The sequence below is a fragment of the Micromonospora rubida genome, from assembly GCF_009908295.1.
GTDB lineage: Bacteria > Actinomycetota > Actinomycetes > Mycobacteriales > Micromonosporaceae > Micromonospora > Micromonospora rubida.
In genome coordinates this window covers 1-25,565 of record NZ_JAAALO010000003.1, presented here as the reverse complement: position 1 = coordinate 25,565, position 25,565 = coordinate 1, and the positions used below count along the sequence as shown (strand labels likewise).

At 73.1% G+C, this 25,565-nt stretch carries 22 protein-coding genes; 13 read left to right on the top strand and 9 right to left on the bottom strand.

Features of this window, described 5'->3' with window-relative positions; genetic code table 11:
• Positions 1 to 89: 89 nt before the first annotated feature.
• Genes GVV04_RS09800 through GVV04_RS09790 form a run of 3 tightly spaced genes read right to left on the bottom strand, consistent with a single transcriptional unit; the run spans position 90 to position 2,836 of the window.
• A complete protein-coding gene (locus tag GVV04_RS09800) occupies positions 90 to 1,046 on the bottom strand; it encodes a 4-(cytidine 5'-diphospho)-2-C-methyl-D-erythritol kinase (protein WP_161686867.1) in 957 nt (318 codons plus the stop codon).
• A gap of 9 nt (positions 1,047 to 1,055) precedes the next feature.
• Complete coding sequence (rsmA, locus tag GVV04_RS09795) at positions 1,056 to 1,925, bottom strand: 16S rRNA (adenine(1518)-N(6)/adenine(1519)-N(6))-dimethyltransferase RsmA (protein WP_161688293.1); 870 nt, start codon at positions 1,923 to 1,925, stop codon at positions 1,056 to 1,058.
• Positions 1,922 to 2,836, bottom strand: coding sequence for a TatD family hydrolase (locus tag GVV04_RS09790; protein WP_161686865.1), 915 nt, complete (start codon positions 2,834 to 2,836; stop codon positions 1,922 to 1,924). The genes rsmA and GVV04_RS09790 overlap by 4 nt, the downstream gene beginning before the upstream one ends.
• Before the next feature lie 105 nt (positions 2,837 to 2,941).
• On the opposite strand from GVV04_RS09790, the gene GVV04_RS09785 reads away from it, so the two are divergent.
• Positions 2,942 to 3,793: an alpha/beta fold hydrolase gene (locus tag GVV04_RS09785; RefSeq protein ID WP_161686863.1), complete on the top strand. Its 852-nt coding sequence runs from the start codon at positions 2,942 to 2,944 to the stop codon at positions 3,791 to 3,793.
• A 133-nt stretch (positions 3,794 to 3,926) separates the two neighbouring features.
• Here GVV04_RS09785 and metG read toward each other — a convergent pair whose 3' ends face one another.
• A complete protein-coding gene (metG, locus tag GVV04_RS09780) occupies positions 3,927 to 5,741 on the bottom strand; it encodes a methionine--tRNA ligase (protein ID WP_161686861.1) in 1,815 nt (604 codons plus the stop codon).
• A gap of 211 nt (positions 5,742 to 5,952) precedes the next feature.
• On the opposite strand from metG, the gene GVV04_RS09775 reads away from it, so the two are divergent.
• Positions 5,953 to 6,888: a hypothetical protein gene (locus GVV04_RS09775; protein ID WP_201753274.1), complete on the top strand. Its 936-nt coding sequence runs from the start codon at positions 5,953 to 5,955 to the stop codon at positions 6,886 to 6,888.
• A 44-nt stretch (positions 6,889 to 6,932) separates the two neighbouring features.
• On the opposite strand, the gene rsmI is transcribed toward GVV04_RS09775, so the two are convergent.
• Complete coding sequence (gene rsmI / locus GVV04_RS09770; RefSeq protein WP_201753273.1) at positions 6,933 to 7,772, bottom strand: 16S rRNA (cytidine(1402)-2'-O)-methyltransferase; 840 nt, start codon at positions 7,770 to 7,772, stop codon at positions 6,933 to 6,935.
• A 92-nt stretch (positions 7,773 to 7,864) separates the two neighbouring features.
• On the opposite strand from rsmI, the gene GVV04_RS09765 reads away from it, so the two are divergent.
• The 5 genes from GVV04_RS09765 to GVV04_RS33925 all read left to right on the top strand — a co-directional run bounded on the left by GVV04_RS09765 (position 7,865) and on the right by GVV04_RS33925 (position 14,291).
• On the top strand, positions 7,865 to 9,586 hold the full coding sequence (locus GVV04_RS09765; RefSeq protein WP_161686857.1) for a dolichyl-phosphate-mannose--protein mannosyltransferase: 1,722 nt from the start codon (positions 7,865 to 7,867) through the stop codon (positions 9,584 to 9,586).
• Positions 9,587 to 10,062: 476 nt separating this feature from the next.
• Positions 10,063 to 11,379 carry a VWA domain-containing protein gene (locus GVV04_RS09760; RefSeq protein WP_161686855.1) on the top strand — a complete coding sequence of 439 codons (1,317 nt, stop codon included), beginning with the start codon at positions 10,063 to 10,065 and terminating at the stop codon, positions 11,377 to 11,379.
• A 2-nt stretch (positions 11,380 to 11,381) separates the two neighbouring features.
• Positions 11,382 to 12,227 carry a peptidase gene (locus tag GVV04_RS09755; protein WP_161686853.1) on the top strand — a complete coding sequence of 282 codons (846 nt, stop codon included), beginning with the start codon at positions 11,382 to 11,384 and terminating at the stop codon, positions 12,225 to 12,227.
• 245 nt (positions 12,228 to 12,472) lie between these two features.
• Positions 12,473 to 13,129, top strand: coding sequence for a 4'-phosphopantetheinyl transferase family protein (locus GVV04_RS09750; RefSeq protein ID WP_161686850.1), 657 nt, complete (start codon positions 12,473 to 12,475; stop codon positions 13,127 to 13,129).
• Positions 13,130 to 13,280: 151 nt separating this feature from the next.
• Positions 13,281 to 14,291, top strand: coding sequence for a DUF4352 domain-containing protein (locus GVV04_RS33925; protein WP_328822297.1), 1,011 nt, complete (start codon positions 13,281 to 13,283; stop codon positions 14,289 to 14,291).
• 169 nt (positions 14,292 to 14,460) lie between these two features.
• On the opposite strand, the gene GVV04_RS09740 is transcribed toward GVV04_RS33925, so the two are convergent.
• On the bottom strand, positions 14,461 to 17,430 hold the full coding sequence (locus GVV04_RS09740) for an AfsR/SARP family transcriptional regulator (protein WP_161686845.1): 2,970 nt from the start codon (positions 17,428 to 17,430) through the stop codon (positions 14,461 to 14,463).
• A gap of 191 nt (positions 17,431 to 17,621) precedes the next feature.
• On the opposite strand from GVV04_RS09740, the gene GVV04_RS09735 reads away from it, so the two are divergent.
• A complete protein-coding gene (locus GVV04_RS09735) occupies positions 17,622 to 18,476 on the top strand; it encodes a hypothetical protein (RefSeq protein ID WP_161686843.1) in 855 nt (284 codons plus the stop codon).
• A gap of 100 nt (positions 18,477 to 18,576) precedes the next feature.
• Here GVV04_RS09735 and GVV04_RS32175 read toward each other — a convergent pair whose 3' ends face one another.
• Together GVV04_RS32175 and GVV04_RS09725 are read right to left on the bottom strand one after the other, a co-directional pair.
• Entirely contained in the window at positions 18,577 to 19,953 is a 1,377-nt protein-coding gene (locus GVV04_RS32175; protein WP_201753270.1) for a M23 family metallopeptidase, read from the bottom strand.
• 263 nt (positions 19,954 to 20,216) lie between these two features.
• Positions 20,217 to 21,437 carry a PA domain-containing protein gene (locus tag GVV04_RS09725; protein WP_161686841.1) on the bottom strand — a complete coding sequence of 407 codons (1,221 nt, stop codon included), beginning with the start codon at positions 21,435 to 21,437 and terminating at the stop codon, positions 20,217 to 20,219.
• A 135-nt stretch (positions 21,438 to 21,572) separates the two neighbouring features.
• Between GVV04_RS09725 and GVV04_RS09720 the strand changes: the two genes are divergently transcribed.
• Positions 21,573 to 22,208, top strand: coding sequence for a GNAT family N-acetyltransferase (locus tag GVV04_RS09720; protein WP_328822296.1), 636 nt, complete (start codon positions 21,573 to 21,575; stop codon positions 22,206 to 22,208).
• A 226-nt stretch (positions 22,209 to 22,434) separates the two neighbouring features.
• On the top strand, positions 22,435 to 22,911 hold the full coding sequence (locus GVV04_RS09715) for a hypothetical protein (RefSeq protein ID WP_161686839.1): 477 nt from the start codon (positions 22,435 to 22,437) through the stop codon (positions 22,909 to 22,911).
• A gap of 133 nt (positions 22,912 to 23,044) precedes the next feature.
• Here the strand turns inward: GVV04_RS09715 and GVV04_RS09710 are convergent, their stop codons facing one another.
• The gene (locus GVV04_RS09710) at positions 23,045 to 23,692 is read right to left on the bottom strand and encodes a MarR family winged helix-turn-helix transcriptional regulator (protein WP_161686837.1); all 648 of its coding nucleotides are present in this window, start codon (positions 23,690 to 23,692) and stop codon (positions 23,045 to 23,047) included.
• A gap of 84 nt (positions 23,693 to 23,776) precedes the next feature.
• Here GVV04_RS09710 and GVV04_RS09705 point away from each other — a divergent pair, with 84 nt between their 5' ends.
• The 3 genes from GVV04_RS09705 (at position 23,777) to GVV04_RS09695 (ending at position 25,441) form a co-directional block, all read left to right on the top strand.
• A complete protein-coding gene (locus GVV04_RS09705; RefSeq protein WP_161686835.1) occupies positions 23,777 to 24,352 on the top strand; it encodes an NADPH-dependent FMN reductase in 576 nt (191 codons plus the stop codon).
• A 195-nt stretch (positions 24,353 to 24,547) separates the two neighbouring features.
• Positions 24,548 to 25,174, top strand: a complete 627-nt coding sequence (locus tag GVV04_RS09700) for an AAA family ATPase (protein ID WP_161686833.1) — start codon at positions 24,548 to 24,550, stop codon at positions 25,172 to 25,174.
• Between the two features lie 24 nt (positions 25,175 to 25,198).
• Positions 25,199 to 25,441, top strand: a complete 243-nt coding sequence (locus GVV04_RS09695; RefSeq protein ID WP_161686831.1) for a hypothetical protein — start codon at positions 25,199 to 25,201, stop codon at positions 25,439 to 25,441.
• Positions 25,442 to 25,565 lie beyond the last annotated feature (124 nt).

The following is a 25,565-nucleotide window of genomic DNA, read 5'->3' as shown; positions in this document are numbered from 1 at the left end:
GCCTCAGCCCCACCCGGCGGGCGTATTCCCGGCTCAGCCCGCCCGGCGGGCGTACTCCGGCTCAACCCGCCCGGGGGCGTACTGCCGGCTCAGCCGATCCGCGCGCCCGGCACGGGGCCGTGCGCGGTGCGCGCCTGGCGGCACACCCCGGCGGTCGCCAGCTCGGCGGCGATCCGGTCGGCGTCGTCGGCGTTCGCGGCGAGGAACACGCAGGTCGGCCCGGAGCCGGAGACGATGCTGGCGAGCGCCCCGGCTGCCTCGCCGGCCTTCAGGGTGCCGGCCAGGGAGGGGCGCATGGCGAGCGCGGCGTCCTGAAGATCGTTGCCGAGGCTGGCGGCGAGCACCCGAGGGTCCCGCTGACGCAGCGCGGCGAGCAGCCCGTCGGTGCTGCCCAGCGGCGGGCCGGCGGCCCCGGCCTCGCGGAGCCGGTCGAGTTCCGCATACGCGGCGGGGGTGGACAGCCCGCCGTCGGCGATGGCCACCACCCAGTGCCAGGAGTTGGCGCGGGCCAGCACGGGGCTGACCGCCTCGCCCCGGCCGGTGCCGAGCGCGGTGCCGCCGTAGATCAGGAACGGCACGTCGGAGCCGAGGTCGGCGGCGATCCCGGCCAGCTCGTCGCGGGACAGCCCGGTGCCCCAGAGGGCATCGCAGGCGACCAGCGCGGCGGCGGCGTCGGCGCTGCCGCCGGCCAGCCCACCGGCCAGCGGGATCTGCTTGCGCAGGTGCAGCCGGACGTGCGGCGGGACGCCCGCGTACCCGGCGAGGGCGCGGGCCGCCCGGATGGCCAGGTTGGTGTCGTCCAGGGCCAGCTCGCCGGTGCCCTCCCCCTCCATCGTCAGGGTGAGGGTGTCGCCGCGGCGGGCGGTGAGCTCGTCGTAGATCGAGATGGCGTGGTAGACGGTGTTCAGCTCGTGGTAGCCGTCCCGGCGCAGCGGGCCCACCCCGAGGTGCAGGTTGACCTTGGCGGGCACCCGAACCCGGACCGGGCCGCTGGCCCCGCGCCGCTGCTGGTCGTCATCGTCGTCCGGTCCCCAGGCCTCGGTCACCGCGCCAGCCTACTGCTCGGCCGACGGGGCGGTCGGGGCCGACGCGGCGATGGCGGCGAACTGCTCGACGGTGAGCGACTCGCCGCGCGCGCCGGGGTCGACACCGGCGGCGGTGAGCGCCGCGGCGGCCCGGTCCGCGCCGCCGGCCCAGCCGGCCAGGGCGGCCCGCAGGGTCTTGCGGCGCTGGGCGAACGCGGCGTCGACGACGGCGAAGACCTGCTTCCGGGGCACGTCGGGGCGGGGCGGCTCGCGGCGGGTGAAGGCGACCAGGCCGGAGTCGACGTTGGGCACCGGCCAGAACACGTTGGGCGGCACCTTACCGGCGGCGCGGGAGCGGGCGTACCAGGCGAGCTTGACCGACGGGATGCCGTAGACCTTCGAGCCGGGGCCGGCGACGAGGCGGTCGGCGACCTCCTTCTGCACCATCACCAGGCCGTGCCGGAGGCTGGGCAGCTCGGCCAGCAGGTGCAGCACCACCGGCACCGCCACGTTGTACGGCAGGTTCGCCACCAGCGCGGTCGGCGCGGGGTCGGCCAGCTCGGCGGCGCCGATCCGCAGGGCGTCGGCGTGGTGCACGGTCAGCCGGGCGGCGGCCGGCCCGGCGAACCGGGCGGCGGTCTCCGGCAGCGCGGCGGCCAGCGTCGCGTCGAGCTCCACGGCGTGGGTGTGCGCGGCCACCGGCAGCAGGGCCAGGGTGAGTGAGCCGAGGCCGGGGCCGACCTCCAGGGCGACGTCGTCCGGGGCCAGGCCGGCGACGGTGACGATCCGGCGGACGGTGTTCGGGTCGTGCACGAAGTTCTGGCCGAGCTTCTTGGTCGGGTGCACGCCGAGGCGGGCGGCGAGTTCCCGGATCTCCGCCGGGCCGAGCAGGCCGGTCACCACGGGCCGAACGCGCGCTCGCCGTTGGCCGACAGCGCCGCGCACAGCTCGTCGAGGTCCGCGCCGGTGGTCGCGGCCAGCGCCCGCACGGTGAGCGGGATCAGGTACGACGCGTTGGGCCGCCCCCGGTGCGGGGTGGGGGTGAGGTACGGCGCGTCGGTCTCCACCAGGAGCTGGTCGAGCGGGGTGAGGGCGGCGGCCTCGCGCAGCGCGACGGCGCTGCCGAAGGTGACGGTGCCCGCGAAGCTGAGCAGGTAGCCGCGGCGCACGCAGTCGGCGGCGAACCCGGCGTCGCCGGAGAAGCAGTGCAGCACGACGGTGTCCGGGGCGCCCTCGTCGTCGAGGATCCGCAGCACGTCGGCGTGCGCGTCCCGGTCATGGACGACCAGGGCCTTGCCGTACCGCTTGGCAATGGCGACGTGCGCCCGGAAGCTCTCCTCCTGCGCGGCCCGGCCCTCGTCGCCGGTGCGGAAGAAGTCCATCCCGGTCTCGCCGATCCCGCGCACCCGGTCCCGGGCCGCGAGCGCCTCGATCTGCCGCAGCGCCTCGTCGAGGTCTGCCAGCCGGGGCGCCTCGTTGGGGTGCAGGGCGACGGTGGCCAGCACCGCCGGGTAGCGGTCGGCCGCGTCGGCGCTCCACGCGGAGGACGCCACGTCCACGCCGACCTGGACGAGCCGGTCCACGCCGGCCTCGGCGGCCACCGCGACGGCCGCTGCGACCGGGTCGTCGGCGGCGGCGTTCCCGCCCGCCCCGCCGGCCGGGGCGCCGGCCTCGGTGACGGTGATGTCCAGGTGGGTGTGGCTGTCCGGCACGGGGCGGGGCAACGGCTCGGGCGCGGGCGGGAACTCCCCGGCCCGGCGGGTGGCCCGCTGGCGGCGGGACTCAGTCGGCTCTGTCATCGCCGTCAGCATCACACACCGCCGGTCGGCCCGGAGCGGTGGTGGGCGGGCATAACGGCGGGAGGGCCGGGAATGCGCCGGGCGTCCGACGGCCCCGACCCCGCTCCGGGAGACGACATGCCCTTCATGACCGTCGGCGCGGAGAACTCCGCGCCCATCGACCTGTACTACGAGGACCACGGCGCCGGGCAGCCGGTGGTGCTGATCCACGGGTTCCCGTTCAACGGGGCGACCTGGGAGAAGCAGACCAGCGCCCTGCTCGCCGCCGGCTACCGCACGATCACGTACGACCGGCGGGGCTTCGGGAACTCCAGCCAGCCGGCCGCCGGGTACGACTACGACACGTTCGCGGCCGACCTGGACGTGTTGATGACCGAGCTGGACCTGAGCAACACGATCCTGATCGGGCACTCGATGGGCACCGGGGAGGTGGTTCGCTACCTCGGCACGTACGGGTCGGGCCGGGTGGACCGGGCGGTGCTGCTCGCCCCGCTCGCGCCGTTCCTGCTGAAGACCGCCGACAACCCGGAGGGGGTGGACCGGAGCCTGTTCGACGGGTTCCAGCAGGCGATCCTCGCCGACCGGTTCGCGTTCCTCACCAGCTTCTGCGACAACTTCTTCAACTATGCGGACAACAAGGGCAAATCAGTCAGCGAGGAGGCGTACCGGGCGCACTGGGACATCGGCACGCGGGCCTCGGCGATCGGCACGTACCAGTGCGTGGACGCCTGGCTGACCGACTTCCGGCCGGACCTGCCCCGGATCGACGTGCCGGTGCTGATCGTGCAGGGCGACCAGGACCGGGTGCTGCCGTACGCGGCGACCGGGCAGCGGTTGCAGTCGATGCTGCCCGACAGCCGGCTGACCACGCTCAAGGGAGCACCGCACGGCATCCCGTGGACCAACAGCGACGAGGTCAACCGCGCGATCCTGGAGTTCGTGGTGGCCCCGGCGATGAGCCAACGCTGAGGCCGCCCGACGGCCGTACCGCCGGCGCGGTCCCCGGGGGCGGGGACCGCGTCGGCGCAGCGGGTCGAACCAGCGCGGTGGGTCGGACCGGCGGTGGGTCGGACCGGCTCGGTGGGTCGGACCGGCTCGGTGGTCAGCCGGCGAGCCGGGCCAGTTCCTCGTCGACGATCGACGGGTCGAGCTTGCGGAAGACCGGCTTCGGCGCCGCGAGCGGCCGGCCCGCCTCCAGCGGTACGGACTCCCAGCGCGTCCCGACCGTGTAGTCCCCGGTCAGCACCGGGTACGCGGGCCCGCCGTCGAGGTCGTCGACCTCCTCCAGCACGGGCATCGGCGCGTGCACGCCGGTGCCGCCGAGCAGCTCGTGGATCTTCTGCGCGGAGTGCGGCAGGAACGGGGTCAGCAGCGTGTTCGCGTCGCTGACCACCTGGAGGGCGACGTGCAGGATGGTGCCCATCCGGGGCTTGTCCGCCTCGTCCTTGAGCTTCCACGGGGCCTGGTCGGAGAGGTACTTGTTGGCCTCGGCGACGACCCGCATCGCCTCGCCGATGGCCTGCTTCTGCCGGTGCCGGCCGATCAGGTCGCCGACGGTCTCGAAGCCGGCCCGGGCGGTGGCGAGCAGCGCCTCGTCGGCCTCGGTGAGCCCCGCCGGGTCGACCGGCGGGATCACCCCGAAGTTCTTCGCCGCCATCGAGACGGACCGGTTGACCAGGTTGCCCCAGCCGGCGACCAGCTCGTCGTTGTTGCGGCGGAGGAACTCGGCCCAGGTGAAGTCGGTGTCGTTGCTCTCCGGGCCGGCGACGGCGATGAAGTAGCGCAGCGCGTCGGCGTCGTACCGCTCCAGGAAGTCCCGGACGTAGATGACCACCTTGCGGGAGGAGGAGAACTTGCGCCCCTCCATCGTCAGGTACTCGCTGGAGACCACCTCGGTGGGCAGGTTGAGCCGGCCCAGCCGGCCCGGCTCGCCGTCGCGCGCGCCCTCGCCCGAGTAGCCGTCGAGCAGCGCCGGCCAGATCACCGAGTGGAAGACGATGTTGTCCTTGCCCATGAAGTAGTGGCTCTGCACGTCACCGTCGGTGCCGCCCTCGGCGCCCTTCGGGTTCCAGAACTTCCGCCACGCCTCCGGGTCGCCGGTGCGGCGGGCCCACTCGATGGACGCGGACAGGTAGCCGATGACCGCGTCGAACCAGACGTAGATCCGCTTGTCCGACCGGTCCCGCCAGCCGTCGAGGGGGATCGGCACCCCCCAGTCCAGGTCCCGGGTGATCGCCCTCGGCTGGAGGTCGTCGAGCAGGTTCTTCGAGAACCGCAGCACGTTGGGCCGCCAGCCCTCCCGGCTGTCCAGCCACTGCCGCAGGGCGTCGGCCAGGGCCGGCAGGTCGAGGAAGAAGTGCTCGGTCTCGATGAACTCCGGCGTCTCACCGTTGATCTTGGACTTCGGGTTGATCAGGTCGACCGGGTCGAGCTGGTTGCCGCAGTTGTCGCACTGGTCGCCGCGGGCGCTGTCGTACCCGCAGATCGGGCAGGTGCCCTCGATGTACCGGTCGGGCAGGGTCCGGCCGGTGGACGGGGAGATCGCGCCGACGGTGACCTTCGGAACGATGTAGCCGTTGCGGTGCATCCCCGCGAACAGCTCCTGCACCACGGCGTAGTGGTTACGGGTGGTGGTGCGGGTGAACAGGTCGTACGACAGCCCGAGCGCCCGCAGGTCCTCGGCGATCACCCGGTTGTACCGGTCGGCCAGCGCGCGCGGGGTGACCCCCTCGGCGTCGGCCTGCACCTGGATCGGGGTGCCGTGCTCGTCGGTGCCGGACACCATGAGCACGTCGTGGCCGGCCATCCGCATGTACCGGGCGAAGACGTCGGAGGGAACGCCGAAACCGGAGACGTGGCCGATGTGGCGCGGGCCGTTGGCGTAGGGCCAGGCTACCGCCGCGAGAACGTGACTCATGACCAGCAAGCCTAGTGACCTCGTCGGGTGCCCCGCGAACCAACGGGCCACCCGGGCGGCCGACGCCGCGTCGGCCCGGCCCGGCCCGGCGCGTACGAGGGCAGGTCGAGGGGGCCTCGGCGACCGGACGGCGCCGGGGGGGCGACCGTTGCCCGATTTGTCGTCGACACGCGGGCTGAGCTGCCTGGACACCCACCCCGACCGGTGTCCAATGAAGCCCGTGACCGCCAGACGAGCCGCCCCAGAGCACGAGGAGCCGCCCGCCGGGTCGGCCCGCGACGACGACCCGCCGCCCGGGCCGGGCGCGCTGCTGGCCGGGTCGACCGCCGCGTCCGGGACGGCCGGTTCGGGCGTCGTGCCCGGGCAGGCCACCGGCGGCCCCGGCCGGCCGGTGGAGGTGGAGCCGACCACCGGGGCACCGGTCGGCGCCGTGCCGCGCCGGGTCCCGGTCCGGCAGCCGGGCGGCCGGCCCCGCCCGGGAACCGCCGTCGGCGACCCGTCGGGGTCCGACGACGGGCTGTTCTGGGCGCCGATCGAGGAGGTGCACTGGGACGGCACGCCGCTGGGGGAGGGACACGGCCGGTGGCGGCGCGGCGACGGCGACCGGGCGGCCGGTGCCCGGGCCCGACGGCGGCGGGCCGACCGCCCCGCCCGGCCGCCGGAGCCCTGGCAGGGGCTCTCCGCGCTGCTGGCGCTGAGCCTGCTCGCCGCCTTCTTCGCCTGGGTGAGCGCGGGCCCGTTCTGGCTGGCCGTCGGGCACCGCGTCGCCGGCACCGTGGTGATCGGCGAGTGCACCGGAGGCGGGCTGACCCAGCGCTGCCGGGGGATCTTCACCGCCGACGACGGCCGGTTCGTCACGTTCGGGGTGCGGATCAGCGGGGTGCCCACCGAGCGCAGCGCCACCGGCTCCGTCCTGCCGGCCGCGATGACCGGTCCGGCGTCCGACGCGGCGTACGCCGACACCGGGGTCGGCCGCCACCTGAGCTGGCTGCTCGGGCTGCTGCTGGTGTTGGCGTGCGGCGGGGCGATCGCCCGGTGCACCGGTGCCACCCTGTTCGCCGACCGGCGGGCCCGCCGCTGGGCGGTGGCCGCCGCCGTGGCCGGCCCGCTCGTGATCACGGCCGGCTTCCTTGTCGACGCCTGGTGACGCCCCGCCGGCCGGGGCGGCGGGGGGGCGACCGTCAGGACACCTCAGGCGTGCACGACCGCGTAGACGTCGCGGCGGCGCAGGCCGTACCCGGTGGCGACCTCGCTGATCGCGTCTCGCCGGGACAGGCCGGCGGCCTCCCGTTCGGCCACGGCGGCGCGCAGCGTCGCGTCGTCCGGTCGCTCGGCGGCGGCCGGCTCGGCACCGGCCACCACCAGGGTGATCTCGCCGCGCGGCCCGCTGTCGGCGGCCCAGGTGGCCAGTTCGCCGAGCGGCCGGCGGACCACCTCCTCGTACGTCTTGGTCAGCTCGCGGCAGAGCGCCGCCGGCCGGTCGGCGCCGAACGCGGCGGCCAGGTCGGCGAGCGCGCCGGCGATCCGGTGCGGGGCCTCGAAGATCACCAGGGTCCGCTCCTCGGCGGCCAGGGCGCGCAGCCGGGAGCGCCGGGCGCCGGGCGTGCGGGGCAGGAAGCCCTCGAAGCAGAACCGGTCGCTGGGCAGCCCGGACAGGGCCAGCGCGGTGGTGACGGCGCTCGGCCCGGGGGCGGCGGTCACCGGCACACCGGCGTCGAGCGCGGCCCGGACCAGCCGGTACCCGGGGTCGGAGACGCTGGGCATCCCGCCGTCGGTGACCAGGGCGACGACGTACCCCTCGCGGAGCACCTCGACCAGCTCGGGGGTGCGGCGCTCCTCGTTGCCCTCGAAGTAGGAGACGATCCGGCCGGGCACGGTGATGTCGAGGTCCCGGGCCAGCCGGGTGAGCCGCCGGGTGTCCTCGGCGGCGACCACGTCGGCGGCGGCGAGCACCTCGCGGAACCGGGCGGACGCGTCGGCTGGGTTGCCGAGCGGCGCGCCGAGGAGGACCAGGCGGCCAACTTCGGACATTTCACCCACGAGACCTACTCCTTCATCGACAGTTGTTCCGGTATCGAGGACGACGGGCGCCACCGGGCACCTCCGCAGCCTACGATCGCCTCGTGACGAGTGCGTCGACAGCGCAGAGCGCGAGCGCGGGCCGGGCGGAATCGGAGCACGCCGGGGCCGGCGCCGCGACCGAGGAATCCGCACCTCCCCCCACCAGCGGCGGTGGGGGCGTCGCCGCGATCGTGCGGCGGCGGCTGGCGACCGTCGACGCCCGGCTGGACGTCAACTCGTGGCTGGCCACCGCCGTCGTGGTGGCGATCGCGGCGATCCTGCGCCTGGTCGGCCTCAGCGGCCCGAAGGGCAAGATCTTCGACGAGATCTACTACGCCCGCGACGGCTGGGGGCTGGTCGACAAGGGCGTCGAGTGGAACTACAAGGACAACGGCCCGTCGTACGTGGTGCACCCGCCGCTGGGCAAGTGGCTGATCGGGCTCGGCGAGTGGGCCTTCGGCTACTCCGACGCCGAGCACAACATCTCCGTGCCGGGGCACCTGATGACCACCGCTCCGGAGTTCGGCTGGCGCTTCGGCGCCGCGATCGCCGGCATCGTGTCGGTGCTGCTGCTGGTCCGCATCGGCCGCCGGCTGTTCCGCTCCACCACCCTCGGCTGCGCCGCCGGCCTGCTGCTCGCCCTGGACGGCTTCCACCTGGTGCTCTCCCGCACCGCCCTGCTCGACATCTTCCTGCTGCTGTTCGTGCTGGCCGCGTTCGGCGCCCTGGTCCTCGACCGGGACGCCCGGCGCCGGCGGTGGAGCCGGGCGCTGGAGGCCGGGCTGGACCCCACCACCCCGGGGCGGGCCGGCCGGCCGGCCGGCGGCTGGCGGAACTGGCCCTGGTGGCGGCTGGCGGCTGGGGTGCTGCTCGGCTGCGCCTGCGCGGTGAAGTGGAGCGGGGTCTACTTCCTGCCGGCCTTCGCGCTGCTGGCCCTGTTCTGGGAGGTCGGCGTCCGCCGGTCCGCCGGGGTGCGCCGGCCCTGGCGCGACGCCCTGCTCGACGAGGTGCCCTGGCTTGCCCTGGCCGGGGTGCTGATGGTCGTCACCTACGTGGCCACCTGGTCGGGCTGGCTGCTGACCGACGACGGCTACTACCGGCTCGCCGCCCGGTACCCGAACGTGAAAGAGCTCAGCGACACCCCGTACCTCGGTGCGCTGAACAACCTGTGGGAATACCACAAGGCCGCGTACGGCTTCCACACCCAGCTCGACGAGCCACACAAGTACCAGTCCTGGCCGTGGCAGTGGCTGCTGCTCGGCCGGCCGGTGGCCTTCTACTGGTCCGGTGACGGCGGCTGCGGAGCGCCGACCTGCGCCTCCGAGATCCTGCTGCTCGGCACGCCGTTGCTGTGGTGGTCGTTCCTGCCCGCCCTGTTCGGGGCGGCCTGGATCGGCGCGGCCCGGCGGGACTGGCGGGCCGGGGCGATCCTGCTCTGTGCGGCGGCCGGCCTGCTGCCCTGGTTCTGGTTCGCCCTGGACGGGCGGACGATGTTCTCCTTCTACGCCGCGCCGGCCCTGCCGTTCCTGGTGCTGGCGGTGGTCTACGTGCTGGGCGCCATCGCCTCCCCGGCCCCCGCCGGGGCCCGGTCGGCGGCCGGGGACCAGCCCGCCGTGCTGAGCGACGACGCGGCCGACCGACGGCTGATCGGCGGGATCGCGGTCGGCGCGTACGTGCTGCTGGTCGCGCTCTGCTTCGCGTACTTCTATCCGATCTTCGTGGGAAAGCTGCTGCCGTACGCCGAGTGGTCCGCCCGGATGTGGCTCGACGGCCGCTGGATCTGACGAAGGCCTCGCGGCGGCGCACCGCGCCCGGTGGTCGACCGCCGGCGTGAGGGCCGCTGCGGCTGTCGCGGACGGTGATGGCGGGGCGAGGCAGGTGGCCCGGTGAGCGAAACCGGAGGCGACGTCGGATATCGGATAGCCGACGGCTCCGGCGCGAGGCCTCGCTGGGCCCGGACACGGAGACGCGCGCCCCGATCGCCTGCCACGGGGGAAGCGGGCGATTGGGGCGCGCACGTAGAGCTTAACCACCGGGCACCACCGGCACAACGGGTGGACTCGGGTCAGATTTCTGACGAGACTCGCCCCGGCCTGGTGGTTTACACCTGGCAGTTAACCGTCAGTCACCCGGCGAAAACCTCGCGAGATCCCCGCACCCGGAGAGGACGCCGCGCTGGCCGCGCGGGCCGTCGGCCGGGCGCGGGCAGCCGCCGGGGGGCGACCGACCATCCGGAGTGGATCTCACTACACTCGCCCTAGTGATCAACAGAAGACGATCGACATCCGTCCTCGGTGGACTGCTGGCGGCGACCGTCCTGATAGGTCCCGGGATCGTGCTGGGCGGGCCAGCGCCCGCCTGGGCCGACGAGGAGACCCCCGCCGAGCCGCCCCGGGTCGAGCTGGTGCTCGACGTCAGCGGCTCGATGCGGGCCCGGGACATCGACGGGCGGAGCCGGATCTCCGTGGCGCAGCAGGCGTTCAACGAGGTCGTGGACGCGCTGCCGGAGGAGACCCAGCTCGGCATCCGGGTCCTCGGCGCCACCTACAAGGGCAAGGACAAGAAGGTCGGCTGCCAGGACACCCAGCAGATCGTGCCGGTCGGTCAGGTGGACCGGACCCAGGCCAAGGCGGCGGTGGCCACCCTCCGGCCCACCGGCTTCACCCCGGTCGGGCTGGCGCTCCGCTCGGCCGCCCAGGACCTGGGCACCGGCGCCACCGCCCGCCGGATCGTGCTGATCACCGACGGCGAGGACACCTGCGCGCCGCCGGACCCGTGCGAGGTGGCCCGTGAGCTGGCCGCGCAGGGCACCAAGCTGGTGGTGGACACCCTCGGCCTGGCCCCCGACGAGAAGGTGCGCCGGCAGCTACTCTGCATCGCCAACGCGACCGGCGGGACGTACACGGCCGCGCAGAGCGCGGACGAGCTGACCGGCCGGATCAAGCAGCTGGTCGACCGCGCCCGGGACACGTACACGGCGGCCCCGGCCGTGGTGGGCGGCTCCGCCCGGTGCCCGGACGCGCCGCTGCTCGCCCCCGGCGTCTACACCGACCGGGAGCAGTTCTCCGAGCACCGCTGGTACCGGGTCCCGGTGCGCCCCGGGCAGGAGCTGCGCGCCTCGGTGAGCATCGCGCTGGACCGCCCGGTCAACCCGGACTACGGGGTGCTGCTGCGGGCCACCGCGCCGGACGGCCGTGAACTGGTCCGCGGCGTGGACGCCGGCAGCGGCCGTACCGATGTGGTTTCCGCCGGCCTGCGCTGGTCGGCCGCCGCCGACTCGGACGACGCCGACGAGGGGGAGACGCCGAGCCCGGCGCCGGGCGACTCGGGCGCCACCCCGACCACCGTCTGCCTGGTGGTCAGCAACGCCCTCGCACCCCGTCCCGGCACCAGGGCCACCCCCGGCATGCCGATCGAGCTGACCGTGGACGTGGTCGCCTCGTCGCCCGCCCCGGGCGGGCCGGACCTGGGCCGGGGCTGGGTGCTGCTGATGCTGCTGACCCTGGCCGGCCTGCTCACCGGCCTCGTCGCCGGCCTGCTCACCCGCTGGTGGGTCGCGACCTGGAGGGAGAACTGACGATGCGTACCCCGCTGATCCGGTCCGGGGCGGCGCTGGCCGCCACCGCCGCCCTGACCCTGCCGACCGCCGCCGCGCTGGTCCTGACGACCGCGCCCGCGCTGGCCGGCCCGCCGCCCCCCGCGACCCGGGAGGAACTCGCCGCGCCCACCCCCTCCCCCGGGGCCGCCACGGTCACCAAGGCCGGCACCTCGTTCCTGACCGCCACCGGAATCGCCGCCGGGCAGCCGGTCCGGGTCGGCGCGTCGACCGGCGACCACCTCTACTGGTCCTTCCCGGCCCGCGCCGGGCAGATCCACGAGATCACCGGGACGGTCAGCTTCCCCAAGGGCCGCACCGGCGCGTCCACCTGGACCGTCGAGGTCTTCGACGGCCTGCGCCGCCGGCAGGCGTGCACGGCGGGGGCACAGGCCCCGACCGCCACGGCGTCGGCGACCAGCGTCGCGCTCGGCTGCACGCTGCGTCAGGTCCGCTCCTGGGCGGAGCCGTGGTCGGCCGACCCTCTGCCCGGCACGTACTACGTCCGGCTCTCGGTGGTGGACCTGCCGGAGCCGGACCTCGGCCTGCCGATCGACGTGGACCTGCTGGTCTCGGACGTGGGCGACGGCGACGCCCCGGCCGACGACGGGGAGCTGAAGGCGCCGCTGGTGCCGAACACGAAGGCCGGCACGGTGCTGACCGGTGAGCCGGCGGCGGCACCGGCCGAGGAGGAGGACGACGAGTCCTTCCTCACCGGCTGGCTGCCCGAGGTGTCCTCGCGCTGGATCTGGACCACGGCCGGCGGCGTGCTGGCCGCCGTGGCCGGCGTGGTCGGCTTCGCCCTGACCCGCCGCCCGCGCCGCCCCTGACCGCCGCGCCCCTCCCGGCCGGAGCCCTCGACCGGCGCTCCTCCCGGCCGTCCCTCGCACCGACCCGCCGGTGGCCGCTCTCTCCCCCAGGGGGCGGCCACCGGCGGGGAGCGGTCGGGCCGCGTCCGGGGCCCTCCGATGACACCCGCCTACGGTACGTTCGGCACCGATGAGCATCCGAAAGCTGACCACCGAGCAGGTGCTGGCCGGGCGGGCCGGGGGCGGCGCGGCGGCCGGAGGCGGGAATGCGTGACCTGCTGCCGCCCGAGGTGGCGGTGGCCGTCGCCGGGCCCGACGACTGGGCCGGGGAGCTGTTGCCCGCCGAGCGGGCCTGCCTCGGCGAGCGGGCGGTGGAGAGCCGGCGGCGGGACTTCACCGCCGGGCGGGTCTGCGCCAGGCGGGCGCTCGCCCAGCTCGGAATGCCGGCCGTCGCCCTGCCGTCGGCACCGGACCGGTCCCCGGTCTGGCCGGCCGGGGTGGTCGGCACCATCACACACACCCACGGCTACTGCGCCGCGGCGGCGGCCCGCGCCGACCAGGTCCGCTCCGTCGGCATGGACGCCGAGCAGCACAAAGAGCTCAACGCCGGGGTACGCCGGCTGATCGGCCTGCCCGAGGAGTGGGACGAGTGCGCCCGGCTGCCGGCCGGCGTCTCCTGGCCGGCGGTGCTGTTCAGCGCCAAGGAGACCGTCTACAAGGTCTGGCACCCGATCGTCGGCACCTGGCTCGACTTCCACGACGCCCGGGTCGAGCTGGACCCGGACTCCGGCCTGTTCACGGCCCGGATCGCCGCCGCCCGGCTGGACGCGGCCCCGGTGCCCGATCCACCCGCGACGATCACCGGCCGGTTCACCGTAGACGCCGATCTGGTCCGCACCGCCGCTATCCTGTTACCCCGCTGAGACGGTACGTGCACCCGGCGCCTTGCCGGGGGCGATACCGTCAGGTCGTCACGATCGTGACCAGGTGCCGAGGAGTACGGTGAGCCACCCCCAGCCCCCTTACGGGCCGCAGGACCCATACCAGCCGAACCAGGAACCGCCGACGGCACCCGTGCCACAGTGGCCAGCCGATCCGACCGCGCCGCTGCCCCCGCCGCCCGTGTCCGGTGCGCCGTACGCGCCGCCGCCGGTGTCCGGTGCGCCGTACCCGCCGCCGGTCTCCGGTGCGCCCTACCCGCCGGCCTCCGGGTCCCCGTACCAGCCGCCGCAGGGCGGGTTCACGCCGTCGCCCGCCCCGGATCCGGCATACCAGCCGGGTGGGTATCCGCCACCGGCCACCCCGGACACGGCGTACCAGCCGGGTGCCTACCCGCCGCCGCCCGCCCCGGACGCGGCATACCCGCCGGTGTCCGGCACGCCGTACCCGCCCACCTCGGGATCGCCGTACCCGCCGTACCAGCCGGGTGCCGCCCCGGGCGGCCCGGGCTACCCGCTCGGCCCGGCCCAGCCGAAGAAGAGCAGCAAAAAGCCGATCATCATCATCGCGGTCGTCGCGGCGGTGCTCGCCCTGCTCTGCTGCATCGGCGGCGTGGTGGCGCTCGTCAAGGGCGTCGACGAGGCGGCGAAGGAGGCGGAGCGGCAGCTTCCCGGGCCGGTGGGGACCACCGCACCGGGCGGCCAGCCGACCGACCGCCCGTCCTCGTCCTCGACCCCGGCGGACGGTGAGACGTTCAACCTGAAGGCCGGCGAGAGCCTGGTCATCACCGACGACGAGGGCACCCTGGAGATCACGGTGCTGCGGTTCCGCACCTCGGCCAAGGGCTGCAAGGCGTACTCGCCCGCCCCCGACAAGGGGCTCTACCTGATCGCGGACGTCACCGCGACGGTGAAGAAGGGCAACATGTCGATCAACCCGTTCTACTTCCAGTGGGTCGCCGACGACGGCACCACCGAGAACGGGATCGCCGGCGCGTTCGCCGGCTGCGGCGACCTGCTCGACTCCGGCGTCAACCTGCGGGAGGGCAGCAAGCGCACCGGCAGCGTCACCTTCGACGTGGCCAACCAGAACGGCGCGATGGAGTACCGGCACAAGTTTGAGCCCGCTGGCTCCTGGAAGCCGTAGGTCCGATCCGCGTACCCGGCTGTCCGGGTGCGTCGAGTGAGCGCGGCGGAGGCCGCTCCCCTGCCGGGGGGCGGCCTCCGCCGCGTCGATGGGTCGCACCGGCGGTGCTTCTACTGGTCGGACGACCGCGACATGACCCGATCGCTGAAGGGCTGAAGGCACCCCTACGTCACGGGTGCCGCTCGGCTGGCGCCGGGCGGCCGGGGGCGGTCTGGCCGACCACGAGTGGGGCGGGCCGGTACGACTGCGGTCGGGGCGGCCCGGCGGTGGCGGCCAGCTTGGCCCGGGGCCGGTCGGCGTCGGGGTGGCGCAGCTCGTCGAAGATGGCCGACGCCGCCCGCCAGGCCCGCCGAGCGGCGGCGAGGTCGCCGGCCGCGCGCTCGGCGTCGCCGAGGTTGTCCAGCACCTCCGCCTCGTCGTACCGGTCGCCCAGCCCGCGGTGCAGCGCGAGCGCCCGCCGGTAGCAGTCCGCGGCCTGCCCGTGGTCGCCGCGCCCGTGGTGGACGTAGCCGAGGCTGTCCCAGGTGAGGGCGGCACCGTGCCGGTCGCCGGTCTCCTCGTGCAGCCGCAGGGCCGCCTGGCAGCAGCGCAGCGCCGGCCCCGGTTCGCCGAGGCGGGCGTGCATCCAGCCCAGGTTGTTGAGCGCCTTGGCCTGCCCGACCCGGTAGCTGGCGGCCCGGTAGAGGTCGAGCGCGCGCTGCGTCTCGTCGAGGGCCGCCCGGAGCCGGCCCTGCCGGGCCAGCACCCAGCTCACCCCGAGGTGGGTGTGCGCCCGACCGGTGTCGTCGCCCAGTTCCTGGTAGAGCTCCAGGTCACGGCCGTAGTGCAGGTGCGCCCCCCGGTGGTCGCCCAGCCAGGTGCAGGCGATGGCCAGGCCCCGGTGCGCCAGGGCCTGCCCGGGCAGGTCGCCCCGGCGCCGGGCCGCCGCGAGGGCGGTGTGGTGCGCGGCTGTCAGCTCGGGCCAGTGCCCGCGCCGGTCGAGGTACGTGGTGAGGGCGGCGGCCAGCATCCACGCGTGCCGGTCCAGCCCGGTGCCCGCCGCCTGTTCCACGGCGGCCAGCAGGACGTGGTGTTCGGCGGTGAACCAGCCGGTCGCCCAGGCATGGTCAGGCCGGTCGCCCACCGTCACCCCCGGCTCCGGTGCCGGCAGCGTCGCCGGCCGGGCCAGCCGGTACGGGTCGAGCAGGTGGTCGGCCGCGTGTGTGGCGTGCAGGTAGTGGTCGAGGAGGCGGCTCCGGGCGGCGGCCCGCTCGGCCTCCGGGTCGGCCTCGTGACACAGCTCGGAGGCGTAGGCGCGGAGCAGGTCGTGCATGGCGTACCGGCCGGGGGCACGCTCGGTGAGCAGGTTCGCCCGGGCCAGCCCGACCAGCAGCGGACCGACCCGGGACGGGGGCAGGCCGGCCAGGCTGGCCACCGCCGGCCGCGCGACGTCGGGGCCGGGGTGCAGACCGAGCAACCGGAACAGCCGGGCCGACTCGGCGTCCAGCGCCCGGTACGACCAGGAGAAGACCGCCCGGGCGTCGGTCGCGGGATCACCGGTCTCCAGCGCGGTGAGCCGGTCCGCGTTGGTGGCGCGCAGTTCCGCGGCGAGGGCGGCCAGCGGCACGTCGGGCTGGCCGACGGCCCGGGCGGCCACGATGGCCAGCGCCAGCGGCAGGCCGGCGCAGCGCCGCACGATCTCGTTGAGCGCCACCGGCTCGGTGCCGGCGCGACTGCGGCCGAGCCGACGGCCCAGCAGCTCCCGCGACTCCGCGGGCGCGAGCAGGTCCAGGGTCACCGGACGGGCCCCGTCGCTGACCACCAACCCGGTGAGCCGGTTGCGGCTGGTCACCACGACCAGGCTGCCCGGTGATCCCGGCAGCAGGGGTCGCACCTGCTCGTCGTCGCGGGCGTTGTCGAGCAGCACCAGCACCCGCCGTCCGGCGAGCAGGCTCCGGAACAGCGCGGACTGCCCGGGCAGGTCGGTGGGCACCCGCTGGGGCGGCACATGCAGCGCCGCCAGGAAGCCGCGCAGCGCCTCGGCCGGCGGGACGGCCCGGCCGTCGAGGTCGAACCCGCGCAGGTTGACGTAGAGCTGCCCGTCCGGGTAGCGATGCGCGATCCGGTGCGCCCAGTGCATCGCGAGGGTGGTCTTGCCCACTCCGGCGGTGCCGGCGATCGCGGAGATCACGACCGCCCGGCCGGCGCCGTCCCCGCCGTCCCCGCCGTCCCCGCCGCCGGGACGCAGGGTGCCGTCCTCGCCGGCAGGATCGCCGGGCAGCAGGTCGTTCAGCTCGCGCAGCGCCGCCGTCCGCCCGGTGAACCAGGCCGGCTCGCCGGGGAGCTGCGCCGGGGGCGGCCCGGCGGCGGGCCGGTCGGGCGCGGGCGACGGGCCGGGCCCCGACGGTACGGTCCGGTCCGGCACCTCGCCCCGCAGCACCCGCAGGTGCGCCTCGGCCAGCTCGGCACCCGGCTCCACGCCCAGCTCGTCGACGAGTTGGCGCCGGGTCTCGGCGTACAGCCGCAGCGCGGCGGCCTGCTGGCCGCAGCCGGCCAGGGCGAGCAGGTACCGGGCCACCAGCGGCTCCCGCAGCGGGTGGGCGGCGACCAGGGGGCGCAGGGCGTGCGCGACCCCGGTGCACCGGCCGAGGCCGAGTTCCACGGCGGCGAGCCGCTCGTGGGCGGCCAGCCGCTGCTCGTCCAGGCCGGCGGCGGCGGTGGCGACGAAGGCACCCGCCGCGCCGGCCAGCGCCGGGCCGCGCCACAGTGCCAGGCCGGCGCGCAGCAGCCGCGCCGCCTCCGCCGGCCGGCCGGCCGCCTCCTCGGCGTGGGCCTGCTCGACCGTCGCGGTGAACTCGGTCAGGTCCAGCTCCGTCCCGCGTACGGTGAGCCGGTAGCCGCCGCCCTGGGTGACCAGCAGGTCGGCCGCGCCCTCGGCGCGCAGGGCCGCCCGGATCCGGGAGACGCAGACCTGCACCTGGGTCCGGGCGGTGGCCGGTGGGTCGTCCGCCCAGAGCGCCGTCACGAGTTGCCCGGTGGAGACCAGCCGGTCGGCGTCGAGCAGCAGCAGCGCGAGCACCGCGCGTTGCTGGGGACGGTCGATGGCGAGAATCCGGCCCTCGGCGGTGACCTGGACAGGACCGAGGACGGACCACCGCATGACGTTCCCCACCAGTCGTGATCGGACGGCCCAAGTCTATGGACGGCACGTGCGGGGTGGCCGGCGGCAAGCCGTCGGATAGTGGACGCCAAGCATGGCCGCCCAGGCTGTCCCCAGCCGCCGGCGAAGGCCCGGCGGAGACGGGCCGGTGCCAGCGCACCGGCCGTCTGGGGTGGACAGGGAGATCGGCAATGCGAGCAATCACGGGACGTGGCGTGCTGACGGCGGTCGTCGGGGCGGCGGCGGTGCTGGGGGCGATCGGCGGGGCGGTGCCGGCCTCGGCGGACCCCGCAGGGCTGGAGACGGTCACCCAGTCGGCGGCCGAGAGCAGCCTGGACAAGTCGGCGCTCGCGTCGTGCCCGGCCGGCAAGGTGGTCACCGGGGGCGGCGGCTTCCTCACGGCCGGGTCGACGGCCGACGGCCGGGTCGGGCTGGACCGGCTGGAGCCGCTGGCGAACGGCACCGGCTTCTTCGTGACGATGCGGGAGGTGGGCCCGACGAACTTCACCCCCGACTGGGGGCTCCAGGCCCTCGCCCAGTGCGCCACCGCGCCGGCCGGCTATCAGGTCGTGGCGACGACCGGGGCGGTCGGCACGGAGTTCGTCACGGCCAGTTGCGGGACGAAGAAGGTCATCGGGATGGGCGGGCGGATCAACAGCGGCCTGGGTGACGTCGTGCTCGACCAGGTGGTGCCGTCGTCCGACCTGACGTCGGTGACCGTCCGGGCGGTCGCGGTGCAGGGCACCTCGCCGACCGGCTGGAGCGTCACGTCGTTCGCGGTCTGCGCCACCGCGCCGGCCGGGCTGGAGCGGATCGTGGTGACGGGGACGAGTTCGAGCGACCCGCAGCGCACCCACCTCAGGACCTGCCCGGCCGGCAAGGCGCTCTACAGCGCGGGGGCGGACATCAACGCCGGCAACGGGCAGGTGCTGCTCAACGCCATCAACATCACCTCGGGCACCACCGTGCGGGTGCGGGCGACCGAGGACGCCGACGGCTTCGCCGGCACCTGGAGCCTCAACGGGTACGGCATCTGCGGTAGCTGACCCGTGTGGTCCGGGTGCCGCCCTGCGGTGGCGGCACCCGGACCACACGGAGCCGAGGAAGATCACGTGGGTCGAGTGTCCGGGCGTGCCGAGATGGCCGTTAGACGGTGTAGAGGATCTTGACCCCACTGTTGCTCGTCGCCGAGACGGCCGTGCCACGGACGCCGGAGCTGAGGTTCCGCCAGCCGTTGTTGCTGGCCGCCTCGTGCACCACACCCCCGGCCACGGTGTAAACGATCTTCACGCCGTTGAAGTTGATCGCCGCCAGGGCGTCGGCGCTGACCCCGGCGATGCCGGAGTTGAGGTTCCGCCAACCATTGGCACTGGACGCCTCGTGCACCATTCCCCCGGCCACGGTGTAGACGTACTTCACGCCGTCGACGCTGATCGCGGTCAGGGCGTTCGCGCTGATCCCGGAGACACCCGTGTTCAGGTTCCGCCAGCCGCTGTTGCTGGCCGCCTCGTGCACCATCCCGCCGACCACGGTGTAGACGATCTTCACGCCGTTGAGGTTGATCGCCGCCAGGGCGTTGGCGCTGACCCCGGCGATGCCGGTGTTCAGGTTCTGCCAACCATTGGCACTGGACGCCTCGTGCACCATTCCCCCGGCCACGGTGTAGACGTACTTCACGCCGTCGACGCTGATCACGGCCAGGGCGTTGTTGCTGACGCCGGAGATGCCGGTCCAGAGGTTGCGCCACCCGGTGTCGCTGGACGCCTCGTACACCCTGCCGCCGTTGACCGTGTAGAGCAGCTTGTTGCCGTTGATGACCATCGACGCGGTGGCCGAGCCGGTGATGCTGTTGACCGGCAGCATCTGCCAACCGCTGTGGCTGCCGGACTCGTACACCTGGCGGTTGGAGACGACCTGCCCGCAGTTCTGGCTGGTCGAGTTCCGGGCCGGCGAGGTGGGGCCGGAGATGTACAGCGGGCCGGTGGACGGGCTGCCGTCGGAGGTGATGCCGGAGGGCACCCCGTTGAAGTACGACTCGGTCTTGACGCCGTCGCGCACCTGCTCGTAGTGCAGGTGCGGGCCGGTGGAGTTGCCGGTGCTGCCGACCCGGCCAATCTGCTGGCCGGTCGACACCCACTGCCCGGCAGCGACCATCGGCGCCTCGATCATGTGCAGGGAGAGGGTCCGCCAACCGCCGCCATGATCGATGATCACATACCAGCCGCCGCTGTTCCCCCAGCCGGCGAACGTGACGGTGCCGCTGTACGAGGCGAGAATCGGCCGGCCGTTGCTGGCCCCGCCGGTGAAGGTCAGGTCGATGTCGTAGTCGTCGTGGCCGTAGTAGGTGGCCATTCTCCAGGTCTCGCCGCAGGAAACCGGCATCTGGAAGTTGGGCCGGGGGCCGGCGGCCTGGGCCGGCGTGGCCACGACAGCGGTGGTGCCCGCGACCGCGAGCACCGAGGCGCCGGCGGTCGCGAGTGCCAGGCAGGCCGACGTGAGGACGCGGGCGAATAGACCCGTCATTGAGGAGTTCCCTCCGGATTGGGCTACGAGGTAGAAGGATGTCGATCCTAGTGTCGGGACGTCCAAGCCGGAAGATCGACCCAGCGGGCAGGTGCGCTGGGCCGATGCGGGCCACACCCGTCGCGGAGCCCCCAGTCGGGGGCCTCCCAGGGCCAGTACGCCGAACGCTCCCACCCGGCAAACCGGATGGGAGCGTTCGGGTGAGCGCTAGCTGTTACCGGAGCTGGTAGGCACGGGTCACGGTCTGCTCGACGGTGTTGCCGTCAGCGTCGGTGGCCTGCACCCGCAGCGGCACGAACCCGTTGGTCGCGGCCAACTTCGGGTGCCGGACGGTGGACTCGAACTGTCCCGTCCGCTTCCGGTCGACGTCGGCGGACTTCCAGGTCACGCCGTCGTCGTAGGAGACCCAGAGCTTCGCGTTCCGCACTGCCGGCCCGGACAGCCCGTTCTGGTGCCGGACGGTGAGGTCGATGTCGAACCGGGAGTCGGCCTTGGCCCGGTTGTTGACGTCGACATCCACGTCGTAGTCGATCGAATGGCAGGGCCGGGAAGGCGAACCCGGCGAAGTTCGAGGATCCGAGGTACTCGCCGTTGCGGTAGACCGAGGCGCGAACCTTGTCGGTCTGGATGAGGTGCGACTGCTGCCTGTGGTCGGCTCCGGTGTCGAGCATCGCCGAAGACTGGACCACCACCAGGTCGTTGTCGCGGTAGGCCGCGTCCACCGATTCCGCTGACAGCGCCGTACGGACCACGGACTTGTTCCAGTGCGGGGACAGCCGCTGCCCCGGGCTCAGCACCTTGACCGTTTCGATCTGCTGAGACCCGCCCAGCTGCCATACCGGTGCGAGCAGCGTGACCTGTCCGGTCCGCAGGCCGGCGCTGACGTACTCGGTCCGGGTCAACGGCATGACCAGCCGGTCGAAGGTGCCATACGCCACGGCCTGTCGCGGTGCCCAGATGGACCGGAAGTGGCCGCCCTCGGTGCCGTTGGCCGAGGCGTGGTAGGAGGTTCGCAGGGTGGCCAGGTCGTTGTGCCGGACCTGGTACCGCTGGTTCGCCGGCAGGCCGCCCTTCTCCACCTGGAGCAGTTCATAGGCGTACGGGCTGACCGCCACCCCCTTGAACTCGACCGTGACCCGGTCACGACGCAGGAGGTCGAGCAGTCGCCCACCCTGCTCGCCGGAGAGGGTCATCGCCGGGATCGCGGTGGGTGTGCGGGTCCAGAGGTCGACGCCCCAACGCTCGGCGGCGTTGTTGTAGACGATCACCGCTGACGCGCCCGCGGCGACCGCGTTGGCGAGTTGCTGGTCGGGCGAGATGGCGGCACTACGCATGACCAGCGCGGTCTTGCCCCGCACGGCGAGCCCGGCGTACTCCTGGGAGGTGCCGGTCCCGGCCGAGACCACCTGCAGTCGCTTGGTGCCGTCGAACCGCGCCGAGCCGCCGTCGCCGGGCGGCTCGGCACCAGCGAACGCACGGTGCAACGCCGGCTCCGTCGCCTGATGAAGCTGACCGGAGCCAACAGCCGAATGCAACTCGGCTGGTACGCCGCCCGATCCGGTCTCATTCCACTCTGACGATCACCCGCCCGACTTGGGCGACAGGAAGGGGCAGTTGCCGTGCGCCTGCGGCGCGCCCCGGCGGGTCGATCAGGCATGGGACGAGAGCGCTATCGTCGCCGGATGCCCGAACTGATCGCGCCCACCGTCCGGCTGCACGCCGCCTGGCTCAGGGCGCATGACGAATGGGGACCGGGCCGCCATGAGGACGGTTTCGGGCTGCGGTCTTCCGACGAGGTCCGCTCGCCGGCCGGGTTCGCGGTCTGGGTGACCCGGCTGGCTGACGCGGCGGACCCGACGGGGCCGCTGGACGACGGCCAGGTGCATTGCACGTACCGCTGGATCGTCGAGGGTGACCAGGTGCTCGGCGCGATCGCGCTGCGGCACGAACTCAACGACTACCTGCTGCGGATCGCTGGCCAGATCGGCTACGGCATCCGACCGTCCGCACGTCGGCGGGGTTTGGCGACCTGGGCGCTGGGCCGGATGCTCGGCGAGGCACGGGCGCTCGGCCTGAATCGGGTGCTGATCACCTGCGAGGTCGACAACCTCGCCTCGGCGAGGACGATCGAGCACCACGGTGGCGAACTCGAAGACGTTCGGGACACCGAACTCGGCCCCGTACGGCGGTACTGGATCATGGTTCAGCAAGTTTCATCCACCGCACCGGCAAGATCCCCCAAAAGGCATTCCTGACCATGCGCAGCCCTGACTCGACCGGTACGTCATCCAAACCGGCCACGGGTTACGATCCGCTGCCGCGGTGAAGGGGACGGACGTGAAGTCTGGTCAGACAAGCGCAGTGGACACCGGAGGGCGTGCGGTTCGAAGCGCCTCGTCGGCCACGCTCAGCCTGCTACTGATGGCTGGTTGCACGGGATTGCCGAACGTCGCGTCACCATCGCCGTCTCCCACAATGATGGTGCGTCTCGAGAAGCCGGCCAGGCTGCTAGGCCATTGGCCTGAAGCGCCGAGCCGGATACGGCACGAGCAGGCCGAGCAGATCACGGGTGGCTTGGAGACCCTTCTACAGGGGCAAGCGACAAGCACCGTCGGCGTTGCGTACGCGACGGCGTACAACGCCCATCTCGCTCTGGTCAGTGGCGTCGCCGGGCCGGTGGCAGAGCCGGACGAAGCACTGGACGAGTTGTTTTCCTGGTGGCCCAGTCTGACCGGGATCAAGGAAACTCCGGCAGGCCCGATGGGAGGAAAGGCCCGTTGCGGCAAGGGCGTGGTGAAACGCGCCGCAGGCGGCTTTGAAGGCGTCTACATGGACCTGTGCGGGTGGGCCGACCCGCACACCATCGGCATGGTGATGTTTCAGGGGTTCCCGGAGAACAACAAGCCAGGTGACATGTTCTCGCATGTTCGCGCCCAGTTGGAACGGCCTGCGACCTGACAGGCACGACAAGCTGGACGCGTGTCAGCAGGCCGCCCATCGGCCCGGTCGGGACGATCCACCATGGACACGCAGCCCTCGATCAACCGAAAACCTGCCCTTGATCTCCCGTTTTCCGGTAGAGCTGAGGGACTTAGATCCCTGACCCCCTCGATACGACCTGCGGCGGGCCGGTCGGATCGGGTGTCGTCCGAGGTCGTCCCGCCCGCTGAGGGCCGTTCCGGCCGGTGTGGTCGGTTGAGTTCGTGATGGTGGTGACGGTCTCGCCGAAACCGGTCCGCGCCTCTGCCGTCAACGGCGCCAAGAAACTGTTTAGTTCGCTGGTGACGTCGCTGTGAAATGCCACCGCCGACCGGCGTCCGTCCTCGGTGAGCAGCACATGCACCGCGCGGCGATCGCCCGGCACCAGCGATCTCTCGACCAGGCCACGTTGGGCCGCCCGGTCTATCAGCCCGGTCAGGCCCGCCTTTCCCACCCCGAAGATGCGGGCGAGTTCGGCCATGCCGCGTGGCTTTTCGGCCAGAACGCACAGCAGCCGCCCTTGCACCACCGTCAGATCATGGCGATCGGCTACCCGCGCGAACGTTCCCTGCACCAGCCCTGAGAGCTGGATCAGCGCCGAGGCGTCGTCCGCCGCCTCCGCCGAGACGTGGAAACCAGCCTGCGTGGCCCCGCTTCGCGACGGCTCCCCGGCCGCCGGCGCGGCGAGGCGGTCAGCCGGCGCGGCGAGGCGGTCGACCGGCGCGCTCCCACCCGGGTCGGTTGGGGAGGACGCGGACATGCCGCTAGAGTACACGCCGAGTACAGTTCGCTACGCGTACAATCTATTCCGCGAACTATCCCCAGCCCTCAGGAGACCGCGACCATGACCCGCATTGGGATGATCTTGGGAAGCACCCGGCCGAACCGGAACGGCGAGCAGGTGGCCCACTGGGCAGTCAATCTGGCCTCGAAGCGTGACGACGCGGAGTTCGAGCTTGTCGACCTGCGCGACTTCCCGCTGCCGCACCTCGACGAGCAAATGCCTCCGTCATTCGGGCAGTACCAGAACGAGCACACCCGCCGCTGGGCCGAGAAGGTGTCCTCCTTCGACGGGTTCGTCATCGTCACCCCGGAGTACAACCACAGCACCACCGGCGTGCTGAAGAACGCGTTGGACTACTTGTTCGCCGAGTGGAACAACAAGGCCGTGGGGTTCATCTCCTACGGCCCTCACGGCGGGGTCCGCGCCGTCGAGCACCTGCGTGCGATGGCCGGTGAGCTGATGATGGCCGACGTCCGCGCCCAGGTCGTCCTCCCGTTCACCACCGAATTCGAGAACCACCGGTACTTCAAGCCAGGCGACTACAACCTCCCGGCGTTCAACACCATGCTCGACCAGGTCATCGCCTGGAGCGATGCCCTCGCCCCGCTGCGTGCCAAGAAGCAGGCCACCACCTGATCGCACCCCGTTCTGGGCGCTTCGTCCGGCGGGACCCCTCGGCTTCCGTAGCCTCGGGAAGCTGTCTGCGCCCAGCCGCTGGCCTCGCCCGGGCCTGTTGCTGTCGAACCGCCCACATGTTGGTTGCACCGCCCGAGCCGGCGTTCACGTTACGGCTCGTCGACAGCACAGCTGGGCGTTTGGCACTATCGACGGATGTTCGGGAGAGAAAGGCCGGTGGTGGTCGCCGTATGCGGGTCCCCTGGAGCCGGAAAGACCACGGTTGCCTCTGCAACGGCGCACCGCCTCGGACTGCCGCTTTTGACCCGGGACGAAATCAAGACCGGTCTCGGGCTGTCGTCCGCTTCCGCCACTCAGGACGGCGGCGTTCAGCCCGATCCCGATTTCCACATCGCCGGTGGTCCCCTGAGCCTCCGCGCTGAGGCCGTGATGGTCGACGCAGCACGGCTGCTCGCAACCTCACGCGTAAGCTTCGTCGTGGAGTCCTCGGTGTTGTCCCACGAGCTGCTCGAGGCGCTGCTCGCGGGTGGCGCCCGAGTGCTCGCTGTTCACGTCGTCGCCCACGAGGCAGTCATCCGCAGACGCCTCCGCGCTAGAGCGGCCAAAGGCGCAGCTATCGACAAGCAGCTCGAATCTCAGTTCCAGCGAGGCGAGATGAAGCGGTCGATCTTCGAGCCGCCAGCTGGACTCGACGCCGTTGTGGAAGTGGACACCTCAGATCACGAGGATCCAATCATCGAACCCATCGAGGCAGCAGTCGTCGCCCTGCTTCGGTCGTCCCCCGATCCATACGTGCCCGCCGTAGGCGGGCCCAGACGTTGAAGCGGAACCTACACGAACGGTCGCGTGACCTACGGCGACCAGCTCGGCGCGCTGGTCACGCTCGATCCTGGGCTCACGTCGCTGATGGTGCGACACCTCAGCGGACGATCGCGGCCAGACAGGATGCCGACCGCCCCAGCGGGCGCTGATCTTGCAGGCGACACCTCGCATGATGGCTGGGCGCATAAGGAAGACTGGCGGGCATGGCTGACTTGGGCGATGCGAAGGCTGTGCTGCACCACTATCTCCAAGCAACTCGCGAAGTGAGCCACCCCCGCTTTCATGGAGCTTCTTGATCATGGTCTGATGGCCGTGGGGGAGGAAGTCGTCCGTGGCAGCACCGAAGAAATACCCCGACGAGCTACGTCAACGCGCTGTGCGCTTGTACCGT